The sequence below is a fragment of the Nostoc flagelliforme FACHB-838 genome, assembly GCF_014698065.1.
Classification (GTDB): domain Bacteria; phylum Cyanobacteriota; class Cyanobacteriia; order Cyanobacteriales; family Nostocaceae; genus Nostoc; species Nostoc flagelliforme_B.
This window is the reverse complement of sequence record NZ_JACJSI010000002.1, coordinates 59,293-80,617: the sequence shown is the minus strand read 5'-3', so window position 1 is coordinate 80,617 and position 21,325 is coordinate 59,293. Positions and strand designations below refer to the sequence as shown.

General features: G+C 41.7%; 23 protein-coding genes. 8 read left to right on the top strand and 15 right to left on the bottom strand.

The genetic code is table 11. The features are described 5' to 3' along the window. Window positions 1–1,493 precede the first annotated feature (1,493 nt). The 3 genes from H6G97_RS01525 to H6G97_RS01515 all read left to right on the top strand — a co-directional run bounded on the left by H6G97_RS01525 (window position 1,494) and on the right by H6G97_RS01515 (window position 3,913). Window positions 1,494–1,670 carry a ribbon-helix-helix domain-containing protein gene (locus H6G97_RS01525; protein ID WP_179067046.1) on the top strand — a complete coding sequence of 59 codons (177 nt, stop codon included), beginning with the start codon at window positions 1,494–1,496 and terminating at the stop codon, window positions 1,668–1,670. A 275-nt stretch (window positions 1,671–1,945) separates the two neighbouring features. After that, entirely contained in the window at window positions 1,946–3,385 is a 1,440-nt protein-coding gene (gene zds, locus H6G97_RS01520; protein ID WP_190938974.1) for a 9,9'-di-cis-zeta-carotene desaturase, read from the top strand. 84 nt (window positions 3,386–3,469) lie between these two features. After that, window positions 3,470–3,913: an SRPBCC family protein gene (locus tag H6G97_RS01515; protein WP_190938973.1), complete on the top strand. Its 444-nt coding sequence runs from the start codon at window positions 3,470–3,472 to the stop codon at window positions 3,911–3,913. 123 nt (window positions 3,914–4,036) lie between these two features. Here H6G97_RS01515 and H6G97_RS01510 read toward each other — a convergent pair whose 3' ends face one another. The 5 genes from H6G97_RS01510 to H6G97_RS01490 all read right to left on the bottom strand — a co-directional run bounded on the left by H6G97_RS01510 (window position 4,037) and on the right by H6G97_RS01490 (window position 7,168). Beyond that, window positions 4,037–4,255 carry a type II toxin-antitoxin system HicB family antitoxin gene (locus H6G97_RS01510; protein WP_190938972.1) on the bottom strand — a complete coding sequence of 73 codons (219 nt, stop codon included), beginning with the start codon at window positions 4,253–4,255 and terminating at the stop codon, window positions 4,037–4,039. Beyond that, on the bottom strand, window positions 4,248–4,460 hold the full coding sequence (locus H6G97_RS01505) for a type II toxin-antitoxin system HicA family toxin (RefSeq protein ID WP_190938971.1): 213 nt from the start codon (window positions 4,458–4,460) through the stop codon (window positions 4,248–4,250). Before H6G97_RS01505 ends, H6G97_RS01510 begins: the two co-directional genes overlap by 8 nt. Window positions 4,461–4,612: 152 nt before the next feature. Further along, window positions 4,613–4,849, bottom strand: coding sequence for a 2Fe-2S iron-sulfur cluster-binding protein (locus tag H6G97_RS01500; protein ID WP_190938970.1), 237 nt, complete (start codon window positions 4,847–4,849; stop codon window positions 4,613–4,615). Window positions 4,850–4,949: 100 nt separating this feature from the next. Then, window positions 4,950–6,434 carry a cobyric acid synthase CobQ gene (gene cobQ / locus H6G97_RS01495; protein WP_190938969.1) on the bottom strand — a complete coding sequence of 495 codons (1,485 nt, stop codon included), beginning with the start codon at window positions 6,432–6,434 and terminating at the stop codon, window positions 4,950–4,952. Between the two features lie 329 nt (window positions 6,435–6,763). Continuing rightward, window positions 6,764–7,168: an Npun_F0494 family protein gene (locus H6G97_RS01490; RefSeq protein ID WP_190938968.1), complete on the bottom strand. Its 405-nt coding sequence runs from the start codon at window positions 7,166–7,168 to the stop codon at window positions 6,764–6,766. A 191-nt stretch (window positions 7,169–7,359) separates the two neighbouring features. On the opposite strand from H6G97_RS01490, the gene H6G97_RS01485 reads away from it, so the two are divergent. Beyond that, window positions 7,360–7,797 carry a peroxiredoxin gene (locus H6G97_RS01485; protein ID WP_190938967.1) on the top strand — a complete coding sequence of 146 codons (438 nt, stop codon included), beginning with the start codon at window positions 7,360–7,362 and terminating at the stop codon, window positions 7,795–7,797. A gap of 82 nt (window positions 7,798–7,879) precedes the next feature. Here the strand turns inward: H6G97_RS01485 and H6G97_RS01480 are convergent, their stop codons facing one another. The 4 genes from H6G97_RS01480 to H6G97_RS01465 all read right to left on the bottom strand — a co-directional run bounded on the left by H6G97_RS01480 (window position 7,880) and on the right by H6G97_RS01465 (window position 11,911). After that, window positions 7,880–8,281, bottom strand: coding sequence for a hypothetical protein (locus H6G97_RS01480; RefSeq protein ID WP_242054776.1), 402 nt, complete (start codon window positions 8,279–8,281; stop codon window positions 7,880–7,882). Window positions 8,282–8,317: 36 nt separating this feature from the next. After that, window positions 8,318–9,205, bottom strand: coding sequence for an ABC transporter permease (locus H6G97_RS01475; protein ID WP_190938966.1), 888 nt, complete (start codon window positions 9,203–9,205; stop codon window positions 8,318–8,320). 115 nt (window positions 9,206–9,320) lie between these two features. Next, a complete protein-coding gene (locus tag H6G97_RS01470; RefSeq protein WP_190938965.1) occupies window positions 9,321–10,340 on the bottom strand; it encodes an ABC transporter ATP-binding protein in 1,020 nt (339 codons plus the stop codon). Window positions 10,341–10,420: 80 nt separating this feature from the next. Further along, window positions 10,421–11,911, bottom strand: a complete 1,491-nt coding sequence (locus H6G97_RS01465) for an aminotransferase class I/II-fold pyridoxal phosphate-dependent enzyme (RefSeq protein WP_190938964.1) — start codon at window positions 11,909–11,911, stop codon at window positions 10,421–10,423. A gap of 466 nt (window positions 11,912–12,377) precedes the next feature. Here H6G97_RS01465 and H6G97_RS01460 point away from each other — a divergent pair, with 466 nt between their 5' ends. Beyond that, complete coding sequence (locus H6G97_RS01460; protein WP_190938963.1) at window positions 12,378–13,085, top strand: M15 family metallopeptidase; 708 nt, start codon at window positions 12,378–12,380, stop codon at window positions 13,083–13,085. A gap of 5 nt (window positions 13,086–13,090) precedes the next feature. Here the strand turns inward: H6G97_RS01460 and H6G97_RS01455 are convergent, their stop codons facing one another. The 5 genes from H6G97_RS01455 to H6G97_RS01435 form a co-directional block, all read right to left on the bottom strand. Further along, on the bottom strand, window positions 13,091–13,564 hold the full coding sequence (locus tag H6G97_RS01455) for a TspO/MBR family protein (RefSeq protein WP_190938962.1): 474 nt from the start codon (window positions 13,562–13,564) through the stop codon (window positions 13,091–13,093). An 89-nt stretch (window positions 13,565–13,653) separates the two neighbouring features. Then, a complete protein-coding gene (locus H6G97_RS01450; protein WP_190938961.1) occupies window positions 13,654–14,127 on the bottom strand; it encodes a TspO/MBR family protein in 474 nt (157 codons plus the stop codon). 1,103 nt (window positions 14,128–15,230) lie between these two features. Further along, the gene (locus tag H6G97_RS01445) at window positions 15,231–16,817 is read right to left on the bottom strand and encodes a glucose-6-phosphate isomerase (protein ID WP_190938960.1); all 1,587 of its coding nucleotides are present in this window, start codon (window positions 16,815–16,817) and stop codon (window positions 15,231–15,233) included. Window positions 16,818–16,929: 112 nt separating this feature from the next. Beyond that, a complete protein-coding gene (locus tag H6G97_RS01440; protein ID WP_099102182.1) occupies window positions 16,930–17,187 on the bottom strand; it encodes a cytotoxic translational repressor of toxin-antitoxin stability system in 258 nt (85 codons plus the stop codon). A gap of 61 nt (window positions 17,188–17,248) precedes the next feature. Beyond that, complete coding sequence (locus H6G97_RS01435) at window positions 17,249–17,446, bottom strand: hypothetical protein (protein WP_179067621.1); 198 nt, start codon at window positions 17,444–17,446, stop codon at window positions 17,249–17,251. 340 nt (window positions 17,447–17,786) lie between these two features. On the opposite strand from H6G97_RS01435, the gene H6G97_RS01430 reads away from it, so the two are divergent. The 3 genes from H6G97_RS01430 (at window position 17,787) to H6G97_RS01420 (ending at window position 20,454) form a co-directional block, all read left to right on the top strand. After that, window positions 17,787–18,920: a branched-chain amino acid ABC transporter permease gene (locus tag H6G97_RS01430; protein WP_190938959.1), complete on the top strand. Its 1,134-nt coding sequence runs from the start codon at window positions 17,787–17,789 to the stop codon at window positions 18,918–18,920. Next, entirely contained in the window at window positions 18,910–19,692 is a 783-nt protein-coding gene (locus H6G97_RS01425) for an ABC transporter ATP-binding protein (RefSeq protein ID WP_190938958.1), read from the top strand. The genes H6G97_RS01430 and H6G97_RS01425 overlap by 11 nt, the downstream gene beginning before the upstream one ends. 186 nt (window positions 19,693–19,878) lie before the next feature. Next, the gene (locus H6G97_RS01420; RefSeq protein ID WP_190938957.1) at window positions 19,879–20,454 is read left to right on the top strand and encodes a Uma2 family endonuclease; all 576 of its coding nucleotides are present in this window, start codon (window positions 19,879–19,881) and stop codon (window positions 20,452–20,454) included. An 88-nt stretch (window positions 20,455–20,542) separates the two neighbouring features. Here the strand turns inward: H6G97_RS01420 and H6G97_RS01415 are convergent, their stop codons facing one another. After that, a complete protein-coding gene (locus H6G97_RS01415; RefSeq protein ID WP_190938956.1) occupies window positions 20,543–21,133 on the bottom strand; it encodes a Uma2 family endonuclease in 591 nt (196 codons plus the stop codon). Between the last annotated feature and the right edge of the window lie 192 nt (window positions 21,134–21,325).

Genomic DNA, 21,325 nt, shown 5'->3' with positions numbered 1-21,325 from the left:
CCCTCTTCATCCGCATACCTATTAGGACGTAGCAATTTTTAATCCACATTTATATATGTTAATACCAATAAGCGACCAATCATTAGAGGTTAACTTCATCTCAATTTCATGAAGTATCTGTATTTTTATGGTTTTTCAGTAATTTTATTTTAATATTTATAGGTATAAATAACTAAAACTTATAGAAAATTATCTACAAAATTCAGTTTAATCTAACCTAGTTGAGGCACTTAGATTTCTGAATCTTTTTTTTAACAAGTTTTTTAGTTTAGCATCTTGCTATATAACAATATCATTAAGCAAAAGTTCAAATGTGCATCTGTTTCTTTGTAATTTTTTTATAAAGTATGTAAATTAGGTTATTTAGTGTCTAAATGAAGATTATTTAAAGTGTGTAAATCATAGCTATAATAAATACATCAGTGAAAACAATGAAGTATGAAAACGATTTCATGGGCATAGTTTATAAATACTAAATTGTTGAAATCAAAATTTCTTCATTAGCAGTTTATATCTTTAATTTAGATATAGCAAAATGTTTATTGTCGATTTTTGGCACCTCAAGTGGCTAAGAATGATTTATAATTTCCAGACAACTAAACATAAATAATGGGAAAAATCTAATGCTAAGAAAACAGACAATATCGACAGGGTGCGAATACAAAATATGCAAAATTTTGTTGCATATTTACAAGAAGTTAGTGTAAAAACATGAAACAAAATTGAAATACTATTATTCGTCAACCGTCAAATAACATCATATCTATGATAAGTTCATTTACCTGTGTAAAATTACAGACAATCTTGTTAAATTTTATCAAAGATTTCGTTGTTTATACCAAGTAGACTGAGTTTTTCCCCCTTTTTTTTGGCTACTTTATTAGCACAAAAAGCAATCACCTTGATCAAGATAAGCAAAATTTATAATCGTTCAACTAGCTTTTAACCTCTTGGTTACAATAATGGATGCAAATGGGGGTTTGTTCTAGAGCGATCGCTTGTTTATCTACTTTCTAAGTGACTATTCACTATCCATATACACCGCTCAAAACAGCCTGGAAGCAAGCGTTTCAGCATGATAATGATTCTAAAGCTTTATTTTCTGGTCTTGTGCCAGATGCTCTCTCTAAGCTAGTTTAGCCAACTTGTTTAAGAGAGAAGGTCAAATGCTTTCAATAGAGAATAACTTTGGAAATCTTTATTGAGCCAACAGTAGGTATCTCAAATTCATTTATCAAACTTAATTGTCAGGCTTTACTCATGCTGTTAGTAGGGTTATTATCTTCAAAAGCAAGTATCTGCTATTTCGACTTTTACAGTAGTAACAAATAAAGTGTAGTTTTTTGATTTTTTAGCAAATGATGAATACTTTGACAAAACGAACATTTTTAATATTAATGATATTACTTGTTTACTGAGACAAACTCTGATAACCTTATCGGTTCACTCTTTAACTTTGACTCTTTCGACCATCTAAATATACAGCAGATAGCATGATAATGACAAATAAAAAATGGGCCGTAAAACGTATAACAGTAAATCTCGCAACACAGGAAGCGGAAAAACTAGAAAAATATTGCCAACAAACAGGTAGACCGGCAACCGACGTGATTCGGGAACTGATTAGAAGTTTGCCTGTCTCCGATGACAGTAAAGATGCAAATAAGTAAGAAGTTAATTTCACGACTTATCGAGATAACTGCTTTGCTGCCAAAAAAATAGCTATGATACTTTTTTGAGTCGCCGCTATGGACAAGAGTTTGTCTAGCTGATACAGACGCGTTTTTCTCGCGTCTGGTCATTTGTCGAGACTAAAAGAAGCGATCAAAGAGGTTTTAGTATCGACATTACCCAACCTTAATATGCTGAAGGAGTTGATATTAAGTAGCAAATTCCGACACTAACCCAGTTACAATCTGTAAAGAAACTGAAAAGGAACGACGGAATGCGCGTTGCAATCGTAGGTGCGGGACTGGCTGGGCTAGCAACCGCAGTGGATCTAGCTGATGCTGGTTGTGAAGTAGAGATTTTTGAGTCTCGTCCGTTTGTGGGTGGTAAAGTTGGCAGTTGGGTTGATGGAGATGGCAACCATCTAGAAATGGGGTTGCATGTATTTTTCGGCTGCTACTACCAACTATTTGATTTGATGAAAAAAGTGGGGGTGTTAGAAAACTTACGCCTCAAGGAACATACCCACACTTTCATTAACAAAGGGGGGCGCACTGGTGGTTTAGATTTTCGTTTTATTACAGGTGCGCCTTTCAATGGCTTAAAGGCATTTTTCACTACTTCCCAACTATCGTTGCAGGATAAACTGCAAAATGCGATCGCTCTGGGTACTAGCCCGATAGTTCGCGGATTGGTAGACTTTAACGGGGCGATGAAAACCATCCGCAATTTAGATAAAGTTAGCTTTGCCGACTGGTTCCGCAGTCATGGTGGGAGTAATGGCAGCATCAAGCGCCTGTGGAACCCCATTGCTTACGCATTGGGATTTATTGATTGCGAAAATATTTCTGCCCGTTGTATGTTAACGATATTCCAGCTATTTGCAGTCAGAACTGAAGCTTCAGTTCTGCGAATGCTGGAAGGCTCTCCATCCGAATATTTACACAAGCCCATTCTGGAATATCTAGAAGTTAGAGGTACTAAAGTTTATACACGCCGACAAGTTCGAGAAATTCAGTTTACTGAGTTAGACGAACAAACCCGCGTCACTGGTATAGTAGTTGCCCAAGGTGATACATTAGAAACTATCACTGCTGATGCTTACGTTTTTGCCTGTGATGTTCCAGGAATTCAACGTATCCTACCCCAGGAGTGGCGTAAGTGGTCAGAATTTGACAATATTTACAAACTGGATGCAGTGCCAGTGGCAACTGTACAGTTACGCTTCGATGGTTGGGTAACAGAACTGAACGATGAAGAGCAACGTAAACAGCTAAATCACGCGGCGGGAATCGATAATTTACTTTACACAGCCGATGCTGACTTTTCGTGTTTTGCTGATTTGGCGTTGACTAGCCCTGCTGATTATTATCGCCCAGGAGAGGGGTCGTTGTTACAGCTTGTGCTGACACCGGGAGATCCGTTTATTGCCCAAAGTAATGAAGCGATCGCACAGCATGTCCTCAAGCAAGTCCATGAACTGTTTCCCTCGTCGCGGGAGCTAAATATGACTTGGTACAGTGTGGTAAAACTTGCTCAGTCGCTCTACCGAGAAGCCCCAGGGATGGATGCGTACCGTCCCAACCAGAAAACACCAGTAGATAATTTCTTCCTTGCAGGGAGCTATACACAGCAAGATTATATCGACAGCATGGAAGGTGCGACTATTTCTGGGCGGCGGGCGGCAAAAGTGATTTTGGAGAGTTTGAAGAGATAAGGAACCGCAAAAGCCACAAAGAATGCGTACTCCTGCAAAGAAGCAAGCTACGCAAAGCATCTCCTAGAGAAGGAAGAAGAGAGAATGTCAGATTGGTTAGAGCATACTGTACAGGTAGAAGTAGAGGCTCCCATAGATTTAGTATGGAGCCTCTGGGCTGATTTAGAGCAAATGCCCCGGTGGATGAAGTGGATTGATTCGGTAAAAATTCCGCCAGAGAATCCAGATATATCTCTTTGGAAACTGAAGACGGGCAGTCTAGAATTTACTTGGAAATCCCGAATTCTCAAAGTTATTCCCAACCAAATTATCCAATGGGAATCGGTTGATGGTTTGCCGAATCAGGGAGCGATTCGCTTTTACGATCGCCACGGTAGTAGTATTGTCAAAATGACTATTTCCTATGCCATCCCTGGCATTATTGGCAAAATTATGGATAACTTATTTTTGGGGCGGGTAGTTGAATCGACGATTCAAGCTGATTTGGAAAGGTTTAAAAAATATGCGCTGAATGTTAAAGCTAATTGATATAGATAGCAAAAACAGGCAGTAGGAAACAATGGGTAAAAGTTTCTTGCTGTTAAACCAAAAAGTTGCGATCGCGCAAATTGTTCAGCATTAGTTACCACCGACTCAATCGACTCAATCGCGTTAACGCACTCTACTTACTGTGGGTTGTGGAAGTGGATCACCTACAGCTTTGTAAGCAATAATTAGAGACTCTAAAGCCTCAATTCCATTTGCCACCGCCAACTCGTAAGTATCCCCGTGAGTCCGCCAGCGTTGTCCTGGAAAATCAGGGAATCCTACTAAGAAGCAATTATCTTCTTCAGACCACTGAATAATCATTTGGTACTTAAGCTTACTCATCTTTTTCTTTCCCTTCTACTTCCTCAATTGCCTGTTTCACTTCTTTCTCTTGGTAGCGTTTAGCATCTGCTCCGTCATTGCCTGAAATCGTGATTTTTCCACTATAAAGGGGATGCACCCAGTTAGTATGACTTCCTTTTCCTGGGACTTCTGTAAAACCTACTTGGGAAAGCATTTGCTTCAGTTCCCGGATTTTCTTTGGCATTAATTTTATTAAAAAATGCGATCACCACAGTAAGAAACAATGGTTCAAATATTCCTTACTGTCTATTTAAAAAAATCTAATCATTGATTAGATTTTTGTTTGTACATTGACTTGTTTTACTATACTAGTCCTTGTCAATAACAGCGCTGACATTACCAAGTAGGATCGCTAAACAAATTAATTGTTAATTCCTCGCGTGGTGGTACTCCGGTAATACAAGCGCGGATGATCTCTCCATCCTCTAATTCGACAGTGCAAGCGTGACAAGACCCCATGAGACAACCGGTGGGAATAAATACCCCAGCCCGGTCTGCTACATCTAAGAGGGCTTCTCCCACTTCAGCATCTACTGTGACATCATCTGGTAAAAAGTGGACACGAACAATCATTAGTTATTAGTCATTGGTCATTGGTCATTAGTCATTAGTCATTTGCAAATGACTAATGATACTTTGATTGAAAAAATGTGCGATTTTTATGCACTTTAATTTAAGACAAAAAGGGAGTTAAGTCTAAATGACTTTCAACTTCAGTTGCTAGAGAGTCTAAAATCTGCTCTCGCTGTTCCCGATAGTTAGCAACACCAGTGGGTAAAGATTTTAAACCGCGCTGTTGACGGAGGCGATTTAACCAAGCGCGTCGCCAAGGGCCGTTGTCAAAAAGCCCGTGGAGGTAACTTCCCCACACCGATTGGCAACTATCTACTAATCCTAAATTAATATCGTCAAATAGGGCATGGTACGATTGAGGGTCTATACCTTGCTGTTCGATGCGTGATCGCCCTTGGTGGATTTCAAAGCCATTAACTGGCAAGCCCTGTTGCGGATAATTTGAGCTAACTTGGCGCTGGCGGGCAATTTTTTGTCCGGTAATTACAGTTCTGATTGGTAAAAGATTTAACCCCTGATACCTGCCTGCTTGCCCCTCTATCCCTTCAGGGTCAGCGATGATTTGACCGAGCATTTGATAGCCGCCGCAGATACCTAAAACCGTTCCGCCAGAAGCAGCATAGTTTTGGATAGCTTCTGCCATACCACTTTTTTGCAGCAGTAGCAAATCAGCAATTGTGGTCTTTGTACCTGGGATGATCACGGCATCAGGATGTCCTAAATCTTGCTTAGGGCTTAAATATTTAACTGAAACTGTGCTTTCTGATTCGAGTGGGTCAAAGTCGGTGAAGTTCGCAATTCTTGGTAAGCGGATGACGGCAATGTTGAGGTCAGCGTTGGCTTTATTCGACGATGATTGACGTTCTAGCAGGTCAAGGGAATCTTCTGCTGGAAACATTTCTTGTAAGTAAGGTATAACACCGACAACAGGGATACCTGTGCGTTCTTCTAACCATTTTATCCCCGGATCTAGGAGCGATCGCTGTCCTCGGAATTTATTAATTACTACACCCTTAATTAAGGCGCGTTCCTCTGGTTCCAATAATTCTAAGGTTCCCACGACATGGGCAAAAGCACCACCCCGGTCAATGTCAACTACTAACATCGTTGGTGCATTTAAATGTTTTGCCACCCGCATATTAGTTAAGTCGCGGTGCTTGAGGTTAATCTCTGCTGGACTACCAGCACCTTCACAAACCACCATGTCAAATTCAGTTCCTAAATGCTGTAGCGATTCTTCAATTGTCCGCCACCCCAGTTCAAAATATTGCTCGTAGTAATCTGAGGCACTTACTTTACCAACAGACCTGCCTTTAATAATTACTTGGGAAGTCATATCCCCTTGAGGTTTAAGTAAAATTGGGTTCATTTCTACCCAAGGCACAACTCCCGCCGCCCAAGCTTGCACTGCTTGAGCATAGCCAATTTCTCCACCACTGGCAGTGACATAAGCATTTAAAGCCATATTTTGACCTTTAAAGGGAGCCACTCGCCAACCACGCCGCGACAAAATACGACAAATAGCTGTAGTTAAAAGTGATTTCCCTGCATGGGATGTTGTCCCCACTACCATAATTGATTTCATAGTTGCTATCACTTAGTTTTTCAAGATACAGATTTTATGTTTAGGAGCAAACAAGAGGGGAGCAGGGGGAGATGGAGGATCTTGAGAAAATGAGGGAGCTGAGGGAGAAGAACTAATACATCATCCTCAATGCCCAATACTTCGACTCTCCTCGACTGCGCTCAAGACAAGTCGCTCAGTACAAGTGCCCAATGTTCTATACCCCATGCTCACAATAACCATCCAAATTGCTGTTAGATGGTTATGGTAAAGATTTCATGAATAGATGTGATCTTTCCGTATATATTGTTCCCTTTGATTCCTTAATCCTAACTCTTTGGTTTTTTATTCTAAAAAGGTATCCGCAACCAACGAGTTACAGCATCGTATAAACGATCGCGCCATGAAGGAGTACGCCAATTTTTTTCTTGGTATTGTTCCACTAACTGGCGACCCAAGGGAGTGAGGCGAAAACTATCTGTAATCCCCTGTCCATCGACTTCTCGCCGCAATACACCCACTTGAATTAGCCAGCCCAAGGCGTTATCACAGGCTAATTCTGATAAAGGGCGCTTAGTATAGCCCTGCTTGAGCCCATTTTCCAGGGCGATCGCAGTTAATGACACACTCTGGTGTCCCATGACTTCAAATAAAGATAGATTAAAGGGTGAACACACTAGCGATCGCTCGGCTCTTTCTACTGTGCTTTGAGGATAGATAAAAATATTTGGGTTTTGGGAATAAACAGCAGGCATTGTGTATGGGGAGAAATTTTTCTTCTAATAAAGATTAATTTAATATATTTTTTCTTGTACCAGATACCTCATTAAAGCAAAATTAGTTACCTAAATTATAGTTATGCTATTTTTTAGTAATTATATTTAAACATTATAAATTAATGTAAAATTTCAAGTGCATCAACAATCTGAAACAGGAAAGGTTAATTATGCCTCTAGCAGTTGGTACGGATGCACCTGCATTTACCGCCAAAGATACAAACGGCAACACAGTCTCGTTATCTGATTTGAGGGGAAAGACAGTTGTTTTGTATTTTTACCCCAAAGATGACACGCCAGGCTGCACCAAGCAAGCCTGTAGTTTTCGGGATGCCCAGGCTCAATATCAAGGTAAAGATATTGTAATCTTGGGAGTCAGTGCTGATGATGAAGTCTCCCATCAGGCATTCACCCAAAAATATAATTTGAATTTTCCTCTATTGGCTGACAGCGACAAATCCCTCATCAAAGCTTTCGATGTGGATGGCGGTGGTTATGCCAAGCGCGTCACCTACGTAATTGACCCCAGCGGCAAAATTACCCATGTTGACAGCAGTGTAAATACCACCACTCATGCTAGCGATGTTTTGGCTGTACTTGGGCTGTAGTTTTTTACCTGATAACTAAGGATTTTTTAAAAGCGTAGTTTCAACCCCAAACCCTAAAGGGCTTGGGGTTCTTTATTAAAATTCAGTTACCAGATGCTGGTGTAACTGATGCTGGTGGAACTGGTTGTGGTATAACTAATGGCAAACCGGGGGTTGCTTGCTCTTGTTGACGACGTTCTATTAATTTTCGTTGATTTTCTCTAAAGGCATCTGCTGCTGAGTTTAGTTGTTCGTTTTGTTGATCAGAATTCCAGTTGAGAGACCCGAAATTCGCCCGATGAATCAAGTCAAACATATTGAAGTTGTCTGAGTTTGAACGGGAAAAAGGATCGGTATTTTGGTCTGTTGTACTGTTACTAGGAAAAGCATCAGCTGGGCTGCTGACTTGAGCCGAACTGGGTTGAGCTATGAGCAAGGAAGCAAAGCTAATCCCTGCCAGGGTAGCGACAATGAGTCTAGGAATTTGTAAAAATGGTTTTTTCATGAGATTTTGACCCTAAAATTGCTCTATTTTATCTCTTTAGGCAAGAGTTCGCCGCAGTTGGGGCTGAATACTCAGTAAGGCGACAACGGCAAAGCCAAACAATACCAGTAACGCTCCCCCGAAGGTAACATCACCCCAAGGAGCTTGCATGACTACGCTACTTAGTTCCCAACTACTATGGAGATACAGATAGCGAATGGGTTCGATTGCATAGCTAAGAGGATTTAGAGTAGCCACAACCTGCAACCATTGAGGCATAAAGGATAGAGGTGCCAAAGCAGTACTTGCAAACAATAATGGTAGATTAGTAACGAAAATTACTGCAATCAATTCAATGTGTCCGGGTAGAGCAAAAGCTAAACCGAGAGAGATTGCTGTTACACCCAAAGCTAAGAGAAAGACTATTAGAGCGATCGCAAATAAACCCGTTGCATCTGGTAATCCAGCCCCAATAAACGCTGCTGCTGCAACAATCACGGCTGCTTGCAACAAACTTTGGCTGATGATAAAGATTGCCGAAGCAAAGACAATAGAAAAGCGTGATGCTAACGGTGCTACCAGCAAACGATTCAAAAAGCCGAACTCGCGGTCAAACATTACAGGCAAACCAGCATTCAGCGCCCCAGCAAAGGCTGTAAACACAATTACTCCAGCAGCCAAAAATTGACCGTAATTTGTCGTACTGCCGAACAATCCCTTGGGTGCGTTTTGAAATAAAGCACCAAATAGCACCAACCACATCACCGGCTGAATAATTCCGGCAACCAATGTGGAGGGACGCCGTTGCAACTGAATAAACAAGCGACGAGTTAAGGCCAACGTCTCTTGTACCAATTCACGGAAAAAGTTAGGTGCAGGATTAGCATCTGCTTGTGGGGATGCTAACGGCTGCCAATTGATATCAGATTTAGGAGTAACGCTCATAGCAATTTTAGATTTTGGATTTTGAATTTTAGATTGGGGGCTGGGGATTGGTTAATAGTTCGTTCTTCTTCCCCTGCCTCCCCTACCTCCTCTGCCTCCCCTGCTTTCCCTGCCCCTATCTCATATTCTGCTTTTTCTCAGCCTTGGGATCGCGAGTGGCAACGGCTGCCAGTTCTGCATCCATCAGTGTGCGTCCTGTAGCGGCGAGGTAAACATCATCGAGGCTGGGACGAGATTGGGCTATGCCAAAAATTGGCAAGCTAGCAGCGTTCAGTGCTTGCTGTATGTTAATCAAAACATCGTTCTGAGGTGTTACCACCAAATTGAGGGAATTACCTTGAGCGCTGTTGATGATCACTTCTTGCACAAACGGCAAAGGTTGCAAGAGGTTTTTGGCAATTTCGGCTTCCTCAATGGGGGAAAACTCGCGGATTCGCAAAGTGATGCGATCGCCGCCTACTTGATCTTTTAATTGCGAAGGTGTGCCATTTGCAATTACAACCCCGCGGTCTATAATTGCTACGCGATCGGCTAAAGCGTCAACCTCTTCTAAGTAATGGCTGGTAATTACTACCGTTGTCCCAGAGGCGCGTAATTTTCTCAGGAAATCCCAAACCACAAATCGGGTTTCTATGTCAAGCCCTACTGTTGGCTCATCTAGGACTAAAACATCCGGTGAATGGAGTAACCCAGCAGCCAAGTCTAGGCGCTTGCGTAAACCGCCGGAATAGGTTCCTGTCTTTTTATTGGCGTATTCTTGCAAACCAAGTAAATCTAATACAGTCTCAATTTGCTGTTTGGCTACTGTGCCTGGGAGGTGATAAAGTGCGGCTTGCAGTTGCAGCAGTTCTCTTCCAGTCAGCACCTTATCTATAGCGACTTCTTGAGCTACGTAGCCTAGTCGTTGTCTTGCTAATCTCGGATTATCTAACACAGAGATGCCAGATACTTCTATTTTGCCAGCATCCGGTGTGGTAAGTGTACATAAAGCACGCAAGGTAGTAGTTTTCCCAGCACCGTTGGGGCCAAGTAAACCAAAAATTTCTCCTGGTTCTACCTGAAAGGAAACATCCTCGACGGCAACTACTGTACCGTAACGTTTTTGCAAATTTTGAATGAAAACGGCGGGAGCCATGACAGCTTATCCCCAACTATACAAATCTCAATAAAGTCTATCTTTATTGTAGAAGGTGAAGAGTCTTGGGAGGACAAAAATTAAATTTTCAGTACTTTCAGAGTTTTGAAGCTTGTATCATTGCAACCGTTAATAAATCCCCCCATCGCCTGGATTTGTTGCAGATAGTCAAGAACGGGTTTGGTGATGATTTCTCCCGGCATTAACAAGGGAATTCCTGGGGGATAGGGACAGACGATTTCGGCACAGATGCGTTTACTAGTCTGTATCAAAGGTAGTATTTCACTGACAGCAAAAAAGGCTTCACGGGGAGAAAAATGTAAAGCATGACACTGTGTAGTGAAAACATCCTGCCAAAGATCGCTTTTAACAGTTAAGTTGGTTCGGCGATATTCTTTGGCAAGAGCGGTAAAACTTTGTACTAGTTGCTCAATATCGGCAGGGGTGTTGCCTAAACTAATAATAAAGGTGAGATGTTGCAGTGATGCAAATTCAGCAGTAACAGCGAATTTTTCATCCAGAATTTCATCTGCCTCAAATCCGGTTAAACCTAAACTAGAAACAGTCAAAGTTAATCGCGTTTCGTCTAAAGCCGTAAAGCCAGGAGATCCCCCCAACCCCCCTTGATAAGGGGGGCTAGAAATTTGTAAGACTGATAAGCCAGGAATTTGGCTGATTCTGGTTTTAGCTTCATCAGCTAGTTGCAAAGTGCGAGACATCAGCATTTTTCCGTGGAGTGCCATTTGCTGACGCGCTGCATCTAAAGAAGCTAAAAGTAAATAACTAGGACTGGTAGATTGTACGAGTTGCAAAGCTTTACTGATGCGATCGCCATCTATCCGATTACCTTGGATGTGCAGCATTGATGCCTGTGTCATTGCACCAAGTACTTTGTGGATGGATTGTACAGTTAAATCAGCACCTGCTGCTAAGGCTGGAGTGGGTAATTCTGGATGAAAGGTAAAGTGAGCGCCGTGTGCCTCATCTACAAGTAAAGGGATATTGTATTGATGTGTAATGTTGGCGATCGCACTCAAATCTCCGCAAACGCCGTAATATGTTGGGTAAACTGTCAACACTGCTTTAGCGTCTGGATGTTGTTGCAGTGCAGATTGTACAGAATTGGGCGTGATGCTATGGGCAATATCTAAAACTGGATCGTATTCAGGATTGAGAAAAATTGGTATTGCACCGGAGAGAATTAAACCAGCGATCGCAGATGAATGGACATTGCGAGGCAGAATGATTTTATCGCCTGTGCCACAGGTAGCGAGAATAGCTGCTTCAATCCCACAGGTAGAACCATTGACAAGGAACCATGTTTGCGACGCGCCAAAAGCTGCTGCTGCTAGTTGTTGCGCTTCTTGAATAACGCCTTGGGGTGCAAAGAGATTATCTAAATCAGCTAATTCGGTTAAATCAGCGCGAAAGACGGCTTTACCAAATAAATCAGCTAAGGGTTGAAAAATTCCTTCACCTTGTTTATGTCCTGGGGTGTAAAAAGGTGCATGGAGTCTTGCTGCATTGGCTTTTAAGGCATCTAATAAGGGTGTTTGGTTTTGATTGAGCATTTAAATAAAACTAACCGTTAATGATAAAATTTGAAATCTGTTAGGGCATATTCATACACAATGAAATTACCCAACGGCGAGCAAGTAGAGATTTCTACACAAAACTTGTGTTCTGAACGAAAGGACTTGTGTTCTGGACGAAAAGGCTTGTGTTCTGAACGAATGGGCTTGTGTTCTGAACGAATGGGCTTGTGTTCTGAACGAAAGTCCTCGTGTTCTGAACGAAAGTCCTCGTGTTCTGAACGAAAGTCCTCTTGTTCTGAACGAAAGTCCTCGTGTTCTGAACGAAAGTTCTCGTGTTCTGAACGAAAGTTCTTGTGTGTACACCATAGACTTGGTTTACTGTTCAGGATTCAGAAAAATTGGTATTGCACACAGAGGCGTCAAGGACACAGAGAAAGAAGAGACTCGTTACGCAGAATGCTATGCTTGCATTAAAATCCGTAAGTCCTGTGTGGCTGACTAGATGAGGCCCTATCATAAAATCCCGATTTTTGAGTGTGGTGAACCGCTAATGGCAATTCCTTTAGAATTGTTTGCGGTGGAATCTCCCCATCCTTATGAAAAATTAGGTGCTACTTATGGCGATCGCTCCCCTTATTATCTCCGTCAAAGCGTTATTGAAAATTTGATCCAAGCGCAAAATTATCTTCAACTGTTGCATCCAAACTGGCGTATCCAAATTTTTGACGCTTATCGCCCAGTAGCAGTCCAGCAGTTTATGGTAGATTACAGCTTCGCCCAAGCAGTGCGGGATAGGGGATTAACTGATGTGGAATTATCCCCAAACCAGCGCCAAGAGATTTGGGAAGCGGTTTATGCAATTTGGGCTGTACCAAGTTTGGATGAAAAAACTCCTCCTCCTCACAGTACAGGTGCGGCGGTGGATGTGACGCTAGTAGATGATGCAGGGGAAATAGTAAATATGGGTTCGCCCATTGATGAAATGTCAGAGCGATCGCACCCTGATTACTATGCCAATAGCGATCGCCCAGAAGCTCAAAAGTATCATGCTCACCGTCAGCTATTGCAAGATGTGATGTTAAAAGTCGGCTTTCAACGCAATCCTAGAGAGTGGTGGCATTTTTCTATTGGCGATCAAATGTGGGCTTGGCTGAATAATCAATCTAATCCAGCCAATCCTGTGACAGCACGTTATGGGCGGCTTGTATAGATGCATTATGCATCTTGAGGATTCAACTCTTTTAACTCGTCGGTAGTGTAAGTACCAATAGGAGTCCAGACTAGATAAGGAAGGAGTAACAGCGCCGCCATTAGAGAAATCGGCAAAACGCAGATTGCGAGGACAACGCCTGAAATCAAACCGATTAGCCCAAGAACTTCCCCAATTTTCAGGCTGCGAAACCTCAACATTGTAGGTATATAGGCAACGGTGATAATTTCCACCAAGAGGTACAAAGCCATTAGTAGCCAAGTAATTGGGCTTCCAGGATTTTTTTCCCAGACAACATAAGCTGAAGCTGCACCGCAAATAAAAATCACAGTCCAGATAATTGGAATCAACGGCTCAAAAACTAGCCAACGCGGGCGACTTAAATTTGCAAACCATTTAACATCACGCGGTGTGATGAAGAAACTACCAAGGGCGACAAAGAAAGTTACAGCCCCAATTATTATCCAAGATGGAATCATAATGCACTCTCGCTTGTGTATTTTGTCAAGTCATACACTGCAAGTTTGACAATTTAGGCTATATGTTTAATCATTCCCTGGTGCGAATCTTAGGCATCTTGAGGATTGAGACTGATCATCTGCCAAGTGGTATAAGTACCAATGGGACTCCACAGTAAATAAGGAACTAGTAATAGTGCTGCCCAACCAGAAATACTTAAGACTGCAAGTATCAATAAAGCAGAAATGATAAAACCTGTGGCACCAAGAATTGTACCGACTTTCAGGCTGCGAAGCTTAAACATTACAGGTGTATAGGCAATGGTTACAATTTCTAAAAGCAAGTATAAACCCATGATTAACCAGGTTGAGGTGCTTCCTGGATCTTTTTCCCAGACAATATAAGCCGACCAAGCACCGCAAATAAATATTACAGTCCAGATAATAGGAATCGCACCTTCAAAAGTTAGCCATCTCGGTCGTTGTAAGCGCTTGAACCATTGGCGATCGCTAGGCGTAATTACATTAGCTGCTAAAGCAACCAAGAAAGCCACCCCTCCAATCACCATCCAAGATTTAATCATGCCCTTTAGTCCTTTACAAGCGCTATCTATCGCTTAAATATCACTCTTTATAGTGTTATTTTGTCAATTTAGTTGCTAATTACTCATCATCCCTGAGTTTGAAACCTTCACATCGTTTGGCAGGATTTTAAATTATATGTATTGACTTCTCGGTTAAAGGTTTTTTCTTTCCCTTTTCCCTTTAACCAAGAAGTATTGGGACGAATCGTGGAAACTTTTTTGGCAGTAGGAGGATTAAGGTAAACACTTGCACCGCTTTGGGTAATTCATAATTTTGAACTCCGTTAACGAATATTTGATACTCGTGAACAAGTCTTTGGATTTCGTAAGTGAAAAAATGATTTACTAGCTTTCCTTTGCACATTAACAAATGAAAAGTTGATCAATAATTCGGCTTTCAGTGACTTTAACAGTAAGACTGGTAATTTTGCAACCAAAAATGATCCGTGTTGACCTACTTACCTGGTATCTCCTGGTCAGTTCTAATTATTCTAACTTTTATCTAAAGATACAATTTAAAGGCAGATTCTTATTACTTATGACAGTTACCTTAAATCATCCTAATGAGTGAAAGTATATATGCTTATTAGCTGAGGTTCAAAGCATGGACTCAATAGGTAAGGTTCAAACTGTGGACTCGTCCTGGTCTCTTCCATTGCCGTTGAAAGAGTATGCAATGAGCCGAGTAACTGTCTACTTTTATAGCGACAGATGGGTTCCAATTAAATATTGTTCTTTGGGAAAGGCAATTTTGCTCCACCAAAAGGCAAATTTAGAAGGCAAGGAAATTTTATTATTTCCTGCTAATTTAGACCCTAATCAATTCTCAAACTCTTTTTAACTAAAATCGATTAAGGTAGACCATTTTTTACAAATCTTGGCAACAAATAAATTGGTTATAGAGCAATACAATTCAGTTAAGAACAATAGTAGCGACTGTCTTGAATGCCAAGTGCGATCGCAAAAAAAGCTGAAAACAAGTTAACGCAACTTACGACAAAGCATCCTAGAGGGAAGATATATCTTCTATCTAGGATGCTTCACAAAAAAATTGTTGCTGATACAACAATTATGGACAAAATGTGATATTTAAACTAGAGCTATCAGCTAGCAGAAACCTTTAAACTACCGGGTTTCTGAAGATCACCTTGCAAAACTACACCTCGCTGATTGGCATGGATATGACGCAAAATCTTGTAAATTGCCTCAACTTGGTCTGATGCGCCTGCTTTCTCGGCGAGTTCGTCAAGAGAAATGGGAGCTTTTTCTTTTTGCAACACTGCTACTACTCGTGTTTGCAAATCGAGAATAGAGGCAGCAGCTTTTTTGCCAGCTTCTACCCCTGGCTGATGGTAGGCGTTGACGTTAACTAAGCTAGCGTATAAACCAACAGCACGTTCATACAAAGCAATTAATGCCCCTACAGTTCGGGGATTAACTTGGGGAATGGTGACTGTGATCGAATCGCGGTGATTTTCATAAAGCGCTTGTCGGGTTCCTTGAAGAAAACCGGAAAGATAATCGCCTGATGTAACTCCCGGATCTATTTCAGTAGATGGCCCCTGACGATCTTCCAACACTTCGATGAAGGTAGCAAAGAAATTGGCTACACCCTCGCGTAATTGCTGGACGTAAGCGTGTTGATCTGTTGAGCCTTTGTTGCCATAAACGGCGATGCCTTGATAAACAACCTTGCCGTCTAAGTCTTTTTCTTTACCCAAGGATTCCATCACCAGTTGTTGCAAATAGCGACTGAATAAAAATAAGCTGTCCTTATAAGGTAGGACAACCATATCTTTTTCGCCCTTTGCGTTACCTGCAAAGTACCAAGATAAAGCAAGTAAGGCTGCTGGGTTATTTTTCACATCTGGGACGCGGGTAGCGTCATCCATCTCTTTTGCGCCATCTAGCATGGCACGAACATCAATGCCCTGCAATGCGGCTGGTACTAACCCCACAGCTGACATTTCTGAGGTGCGTCCTCCTACCCAGTCATACATGGGAAATCTGGCCAGCCAGCCTTCATCTTTGGCCAGTTTATCAAGGTTGCTATCAACGCTGGTAATTGCTACCGCATATTGAGCAAATTCCAAATTGTTTCCGGCGTAAGCTTTTTTAACTTCAATCATGCCGTTACGAGGTTCCGGTGTTCCCCCAGATTTGGAGATCACCAATACCAAAGTGCTGGCGAGGCTATCTCGTAGATGATTGATAACGCGATCAATACCTGCTGGATCGTTGTTATCGATAAAGTGAAGTTTCAGGGGCGGGAAATCAGGAGCGAGAGCTTCAGCGACGAATTGGGGGCCGAGGGCGGAACCACCAATGCCAATGGAGATAATATCCGTGAAGCGGCTTGCTCCGGGAGGGTGAATAGCACCTGTTTGGACTTTTTCCGCAAAGGCTTCGATTTGTTCTAGGGTTTGGACAATTTCTTGTGTAAGTTCTGGAGTTGGCGCTAAATCAGGATTTCGCAGCCAGTAGTGTCCAACCATGCGGTTCTCGTCAGGATTTGCGATCGCACCCTTCTCCAGTTGAGCCATATCCGCAAACGCCTTGTCAAACTTCGGACGCAAGGAATCCACGAAGGCATCATCGAACCGTATTCGACTTATGTCTAAGTACAGTCCCAATCCCTCGTGGAAATATAACCAGTTTTGGTATCGTTGCCAAAGTGCCCTAGCATCCATAGGGAAATCTCAAATAAAGTGTTTTTCAAAAACCAGTTTAATGGAAGGTTATAGCGATCCCTGCCTAGCGTTATACAGTTTACAGTTTTAAGTGTCCTGTTGACTCTTCACTTTAAACATCTGGCATAGGGATGACACGCAGAAATTTCACAATTTCACCTCTAATTTCTATACCAATCAGATAATTATCGAGGGTAAAGCGGTGAAAAATGCCTTCACTATCTAGCTGTCGTAGCTCTTTTAAATCGGTTAACTGCCACTTTTGGGCTAACTCAATAAACACAAAATCATGCACCCGCTCGTAGGCGGCAGGTTCTAAATTCTTCAGGTCTAGCAAAAAAGACCTGGCATAGCGCATTTCCAGACTCACTAGGCGTTCCTTAACCAAAACTTGAGGGGCCACTGGCACAAGAAAAGAAAGCGCTGCTGAATCAAAAAAACATCAACAGTCTTACCGCTTCTTCATGGGTTAAGATATCCCACGGTTGCTGCGATCGCTTAACTTGTTGTATCGCTTTGAGCATATAAAAGTCATAATATAAACCTTCAAGAACGTTCCAAATGTCTTGCAAATCGTCATCGCCTAACTGCTCGATTAGGTGATGCATTCTCAGTCGCAGCAAATTCATACGTCAATTATTCCCCACCAGCAAACACCAACAATAAATAGTATTCCCAAAAAATTAGCTCCGCTCAAGCTACGCTAAAATTTATTCGCTTAGGGAGAGACGCGTTAATCGCATCTGTACTAGAAAGTAGGGGGCAATACTTCTCGGGTTTTGGCGAAAAGGGAAAAGGAAAAAGGGAAAGAAAAAACCTTTAACCCAAACCCAGTACCCTTTACCCTAAACCCGATTCCGAGTGAAAAATGCACAAAGCGAGAAGTAATGGAGTAGGCGGTAAATAACCATTCCCCATTCCCCATTCCCCATTTCCCATTTCCCATTTCCCATTCCCCATTCCCCAAATATGGTTGACTATCTCATTTTCTTAGCAATTTCTACAGCACTTTTCGCTCTATTCGCTCTGGGACTCAATTTGCAGTGGGGCTTTACGGGGTTAATTAACTTTGGTCATATTGCTTTCATGACCCTGGGAGCATATACAACCGTATTGTTAAGCTTGAAGGGCGTACCTTTACTGATATCGGCAGTAGCTGGGGCAATTGTCGCCGCCTTGTTGGGTTTGGTAATTGGTTTTGCAACTCTACGCTTGCGGGAAGATTATCTGTCAATTGTCACTATTGGTACAGGGGAATTAATTCGTTTGGTAGTAAATAACCAGGAATTACCTGTGGGTGACACTTGGATTTCTGGAGCATTTGGTGTACAAAGTTATCCCATACCGCTATCTACAGAGCCGAATTTGTTTGTCAGATTAGTGATGATTGGATTGTTAACGCTACTAACTGCTGTAGCTTTTTTTACGTTATGGCGATGGATTCGTATCACCCAAATATCTCGGACTACTGATTTAGGTAAAAGAACAACTAGCAAACAAGAATTTATATCCCGCTTGGGTGTGGGAATTTTGTTAGCAGCTTTAGCAGCAGCGATTTATATTTCTGGGGTGATCGGACTGTATAATTACAATCCCAAAGCGGGTTTAATGCTGGTGTTGCTGCTGGTTTTAGCCCTTGTATATTGGCGGTTAGAAATTTTGGTGCGATCGCCTTGGGGTAGAATTCTTAAAGCCATCCGTGAAGATGAAGAGATTCCCAAGGCGCTGGGGAAAAATGTCTTTTGGTATAAATTACAATCTCTCATGTTAGGGGGTGCGATCGCGGGTATCGCTGGTGCTTTTTTTGCTTGGCAACTGGGCGCTATTTACCCTGATAACTTTCAACCCCAAATTACCTTTGACACTTGGATTATGGTGATTTTAGGCGGTTCTGGTAATAACGTTGGCACAATATTAGGTGCTGTAATTTTCTTTGCTTACGATGCGCTGACGCGGGAAGTTTTACCTAGAATCGTTACCCTTGATGAAGCCCGTTTGGGTGCATTTCGGATCATGGTAATCGGACTAATTTTGATGGTACTGATGATTTGGCGTCCTCAAGGTATCTTAGGGAAAAAGGAGGAACTTACTCTTGGTAAATAACCAGCCATCGCCACTTCCCCTTTTGGTAGCCACTGGACTTTCTAAAAGTTTTGGTGGTGTCAAAGCAGTTAATGAGGCGAGAATCGAAGTTGCTAAAGGCAGCATCACGGGCTTAATTGGCCCCAATGGTGCTGGTAAAACCACTTTATTTAACTTACTCTCAAACTTCATCCGCCCAGATAAGGGACGAGTAATTTTTGACGGCGAACCGATTCACAGTTTGCAACCATATCAAATTGCCCAGCAGGGAGTAATCCGCACCTTTCAGGTTGCACGAACTCTCTCGCGGTTATCTGTGTTAGAAAATATGCTGCTGGCGGCGCAAAAACAAACGGGTGAGAACTTTTGGCAAGTGCAGTTGCAACCGCACATCGTGGCTAAGGAAGAAAAGCAACTGCAAGAGCGAGCAATGTTTCTATTAGAATCAGTGGGCTTGGCAAAAAAAGCACACGATTATGCTGGTTGCTTGTCTGGTGGACAACGTAAGCTGCTAGAAATGGGACGGGCGCTAATGACTAATCCCAAGTTAATTTTGTTGGATGAACCAGCTGCTGGGGTGAATCCAAAATTGATTGATGATATTTGCGATCGCATTATCACTTGGAACCGTGAAGATGGGATGACCTTTTTGATTATCGAACACAATATGGATGTGATTATGTCCTTGTGCGATCGTGTTTGGGTACTCGCCGAAGGGCAGAATTTGGCTGACGGTTCACCCGCAGAAATTCAAACTAATCCCAAAGTTCTAGAAGCTTATTTGGGGAAATAGAGTACGATTAGCTTTCTTTTCCAAAGCTCTCCCACACAGGGAGAGAGGCTTTTATTCTTACTCTGATTTGCTGCTAGGAAACGGTTGTAGGCTTAGGTTTGAGAGAAAGCCGCACACAGTGTCAAATCTTCGGAAATTTGTCTCTTGTTAAAATCGAGTTGCATATATGAGTGGAAAAAGCTTTTTATGTCAATGATGACAGTCAGAGATTTAGAGCAAGTTCAAACCGCTTTTACTGAAGCAGGTTTAGATTACCAGATGGAACTCGAAAATGGGAAAATTTCAATTATAGGGCTGTCAGATATTGTATCTAGCGAAATCAGTAGTCGTCTCATCGCCTTTCTCTTTGCTTGGATAAATCCTCGTCGCTGGGGAAGAGTATTTGATTCTGCTGGCGGTTTCATCATGCCAGATACAAACCTCAAAGCACCCGATGTTTCCTTTGTTCGTGCTTCCCGACTTCTCCAAAGTCCTCGTTACTTTGGAGAACTTGTCCCTGACTTGGTGGTAGAAATTAAATCTCAGAGCGATAAAATTAAACTTATAGCAGCTAAAATTCTGAAATTTATAGAACTAGGAGCAGTTGTCGGGATTTTAATTGATCCTGATGAAGAGACAGTTACAATTTATCGCTCTATAGGCGAACCAACGGTTTTAGAAAATGGCGAGATTTTAACTATACCAGAACTTTTTCCAGGTTGGGAATTGCCTGTTACTGAATTGTGGCCTCCTATCTTTACCGAGGAAGAAACACAAATTTAGTGAAGGATTTTGGTAGCTACTTGTTAAACAATTTCAAGCTAATTTTGTTGGATAAACCAGTATCCGGGGTGAATCGGAGCTTTATTTTTTAATCTTCGTTATTTTCTGCAAAATTTACTTGCTCATAAAGGTCGCGCAATTCAATTTGAAAATCAACCGTTTGCAGTGATAAAATTGCAGATTCGTGTTCAAGTTCAGTAAATGACCATTGACTTTCGGCAGTTTTTACATACTGCATCACATGATACTGATATTGGTCAATTAAAATATATTCTTTGAATTCTGGAATAGAGCGATAATAAAGAAACTTATCGCCTTGGTCATAATTTTTAGTCGATTTAGATAAAACTTCAGCAATTAACATCGGGTTCATAACCGTTGTTGTGCTGGTTCCTGTATAAATAGGTTGTCCCTCAATCACCATCACATCGGGATATGTATGCTGCTGATAACGGGGTATCCATAAACGCACATCACCAATATAAACATCATAATTTTTACGCCTTAAAGCAATTTTTAAGGATGCAGCTAAATTCAAAGCAATTTTATTATGATTTGTAGTGCCACCCGTCATCGGTACAATTTCACCATCACGGTATTCACTTTTATATTCTGCCTTTTCTTCAATTTCTAAATACTCTTCAGGTGTGTAATAAAATTTTTGTGTTTCTAACTGCATAAAAATACGACCTATGATTGTGCGGTTATTGCGTGGCTAAAATTTTTGCTGATACAGCGACTTTCAAGTTTGTGAGGTACATAACCTAAGTCTCAAAGCCAGGCATAGAGACTGTTTTACTTCTGTTAGCGTCGCAGGGTGTAGTCCATTCTGGCTCCTGAATTCTGCTATATTAATTTGCCATAGATCATA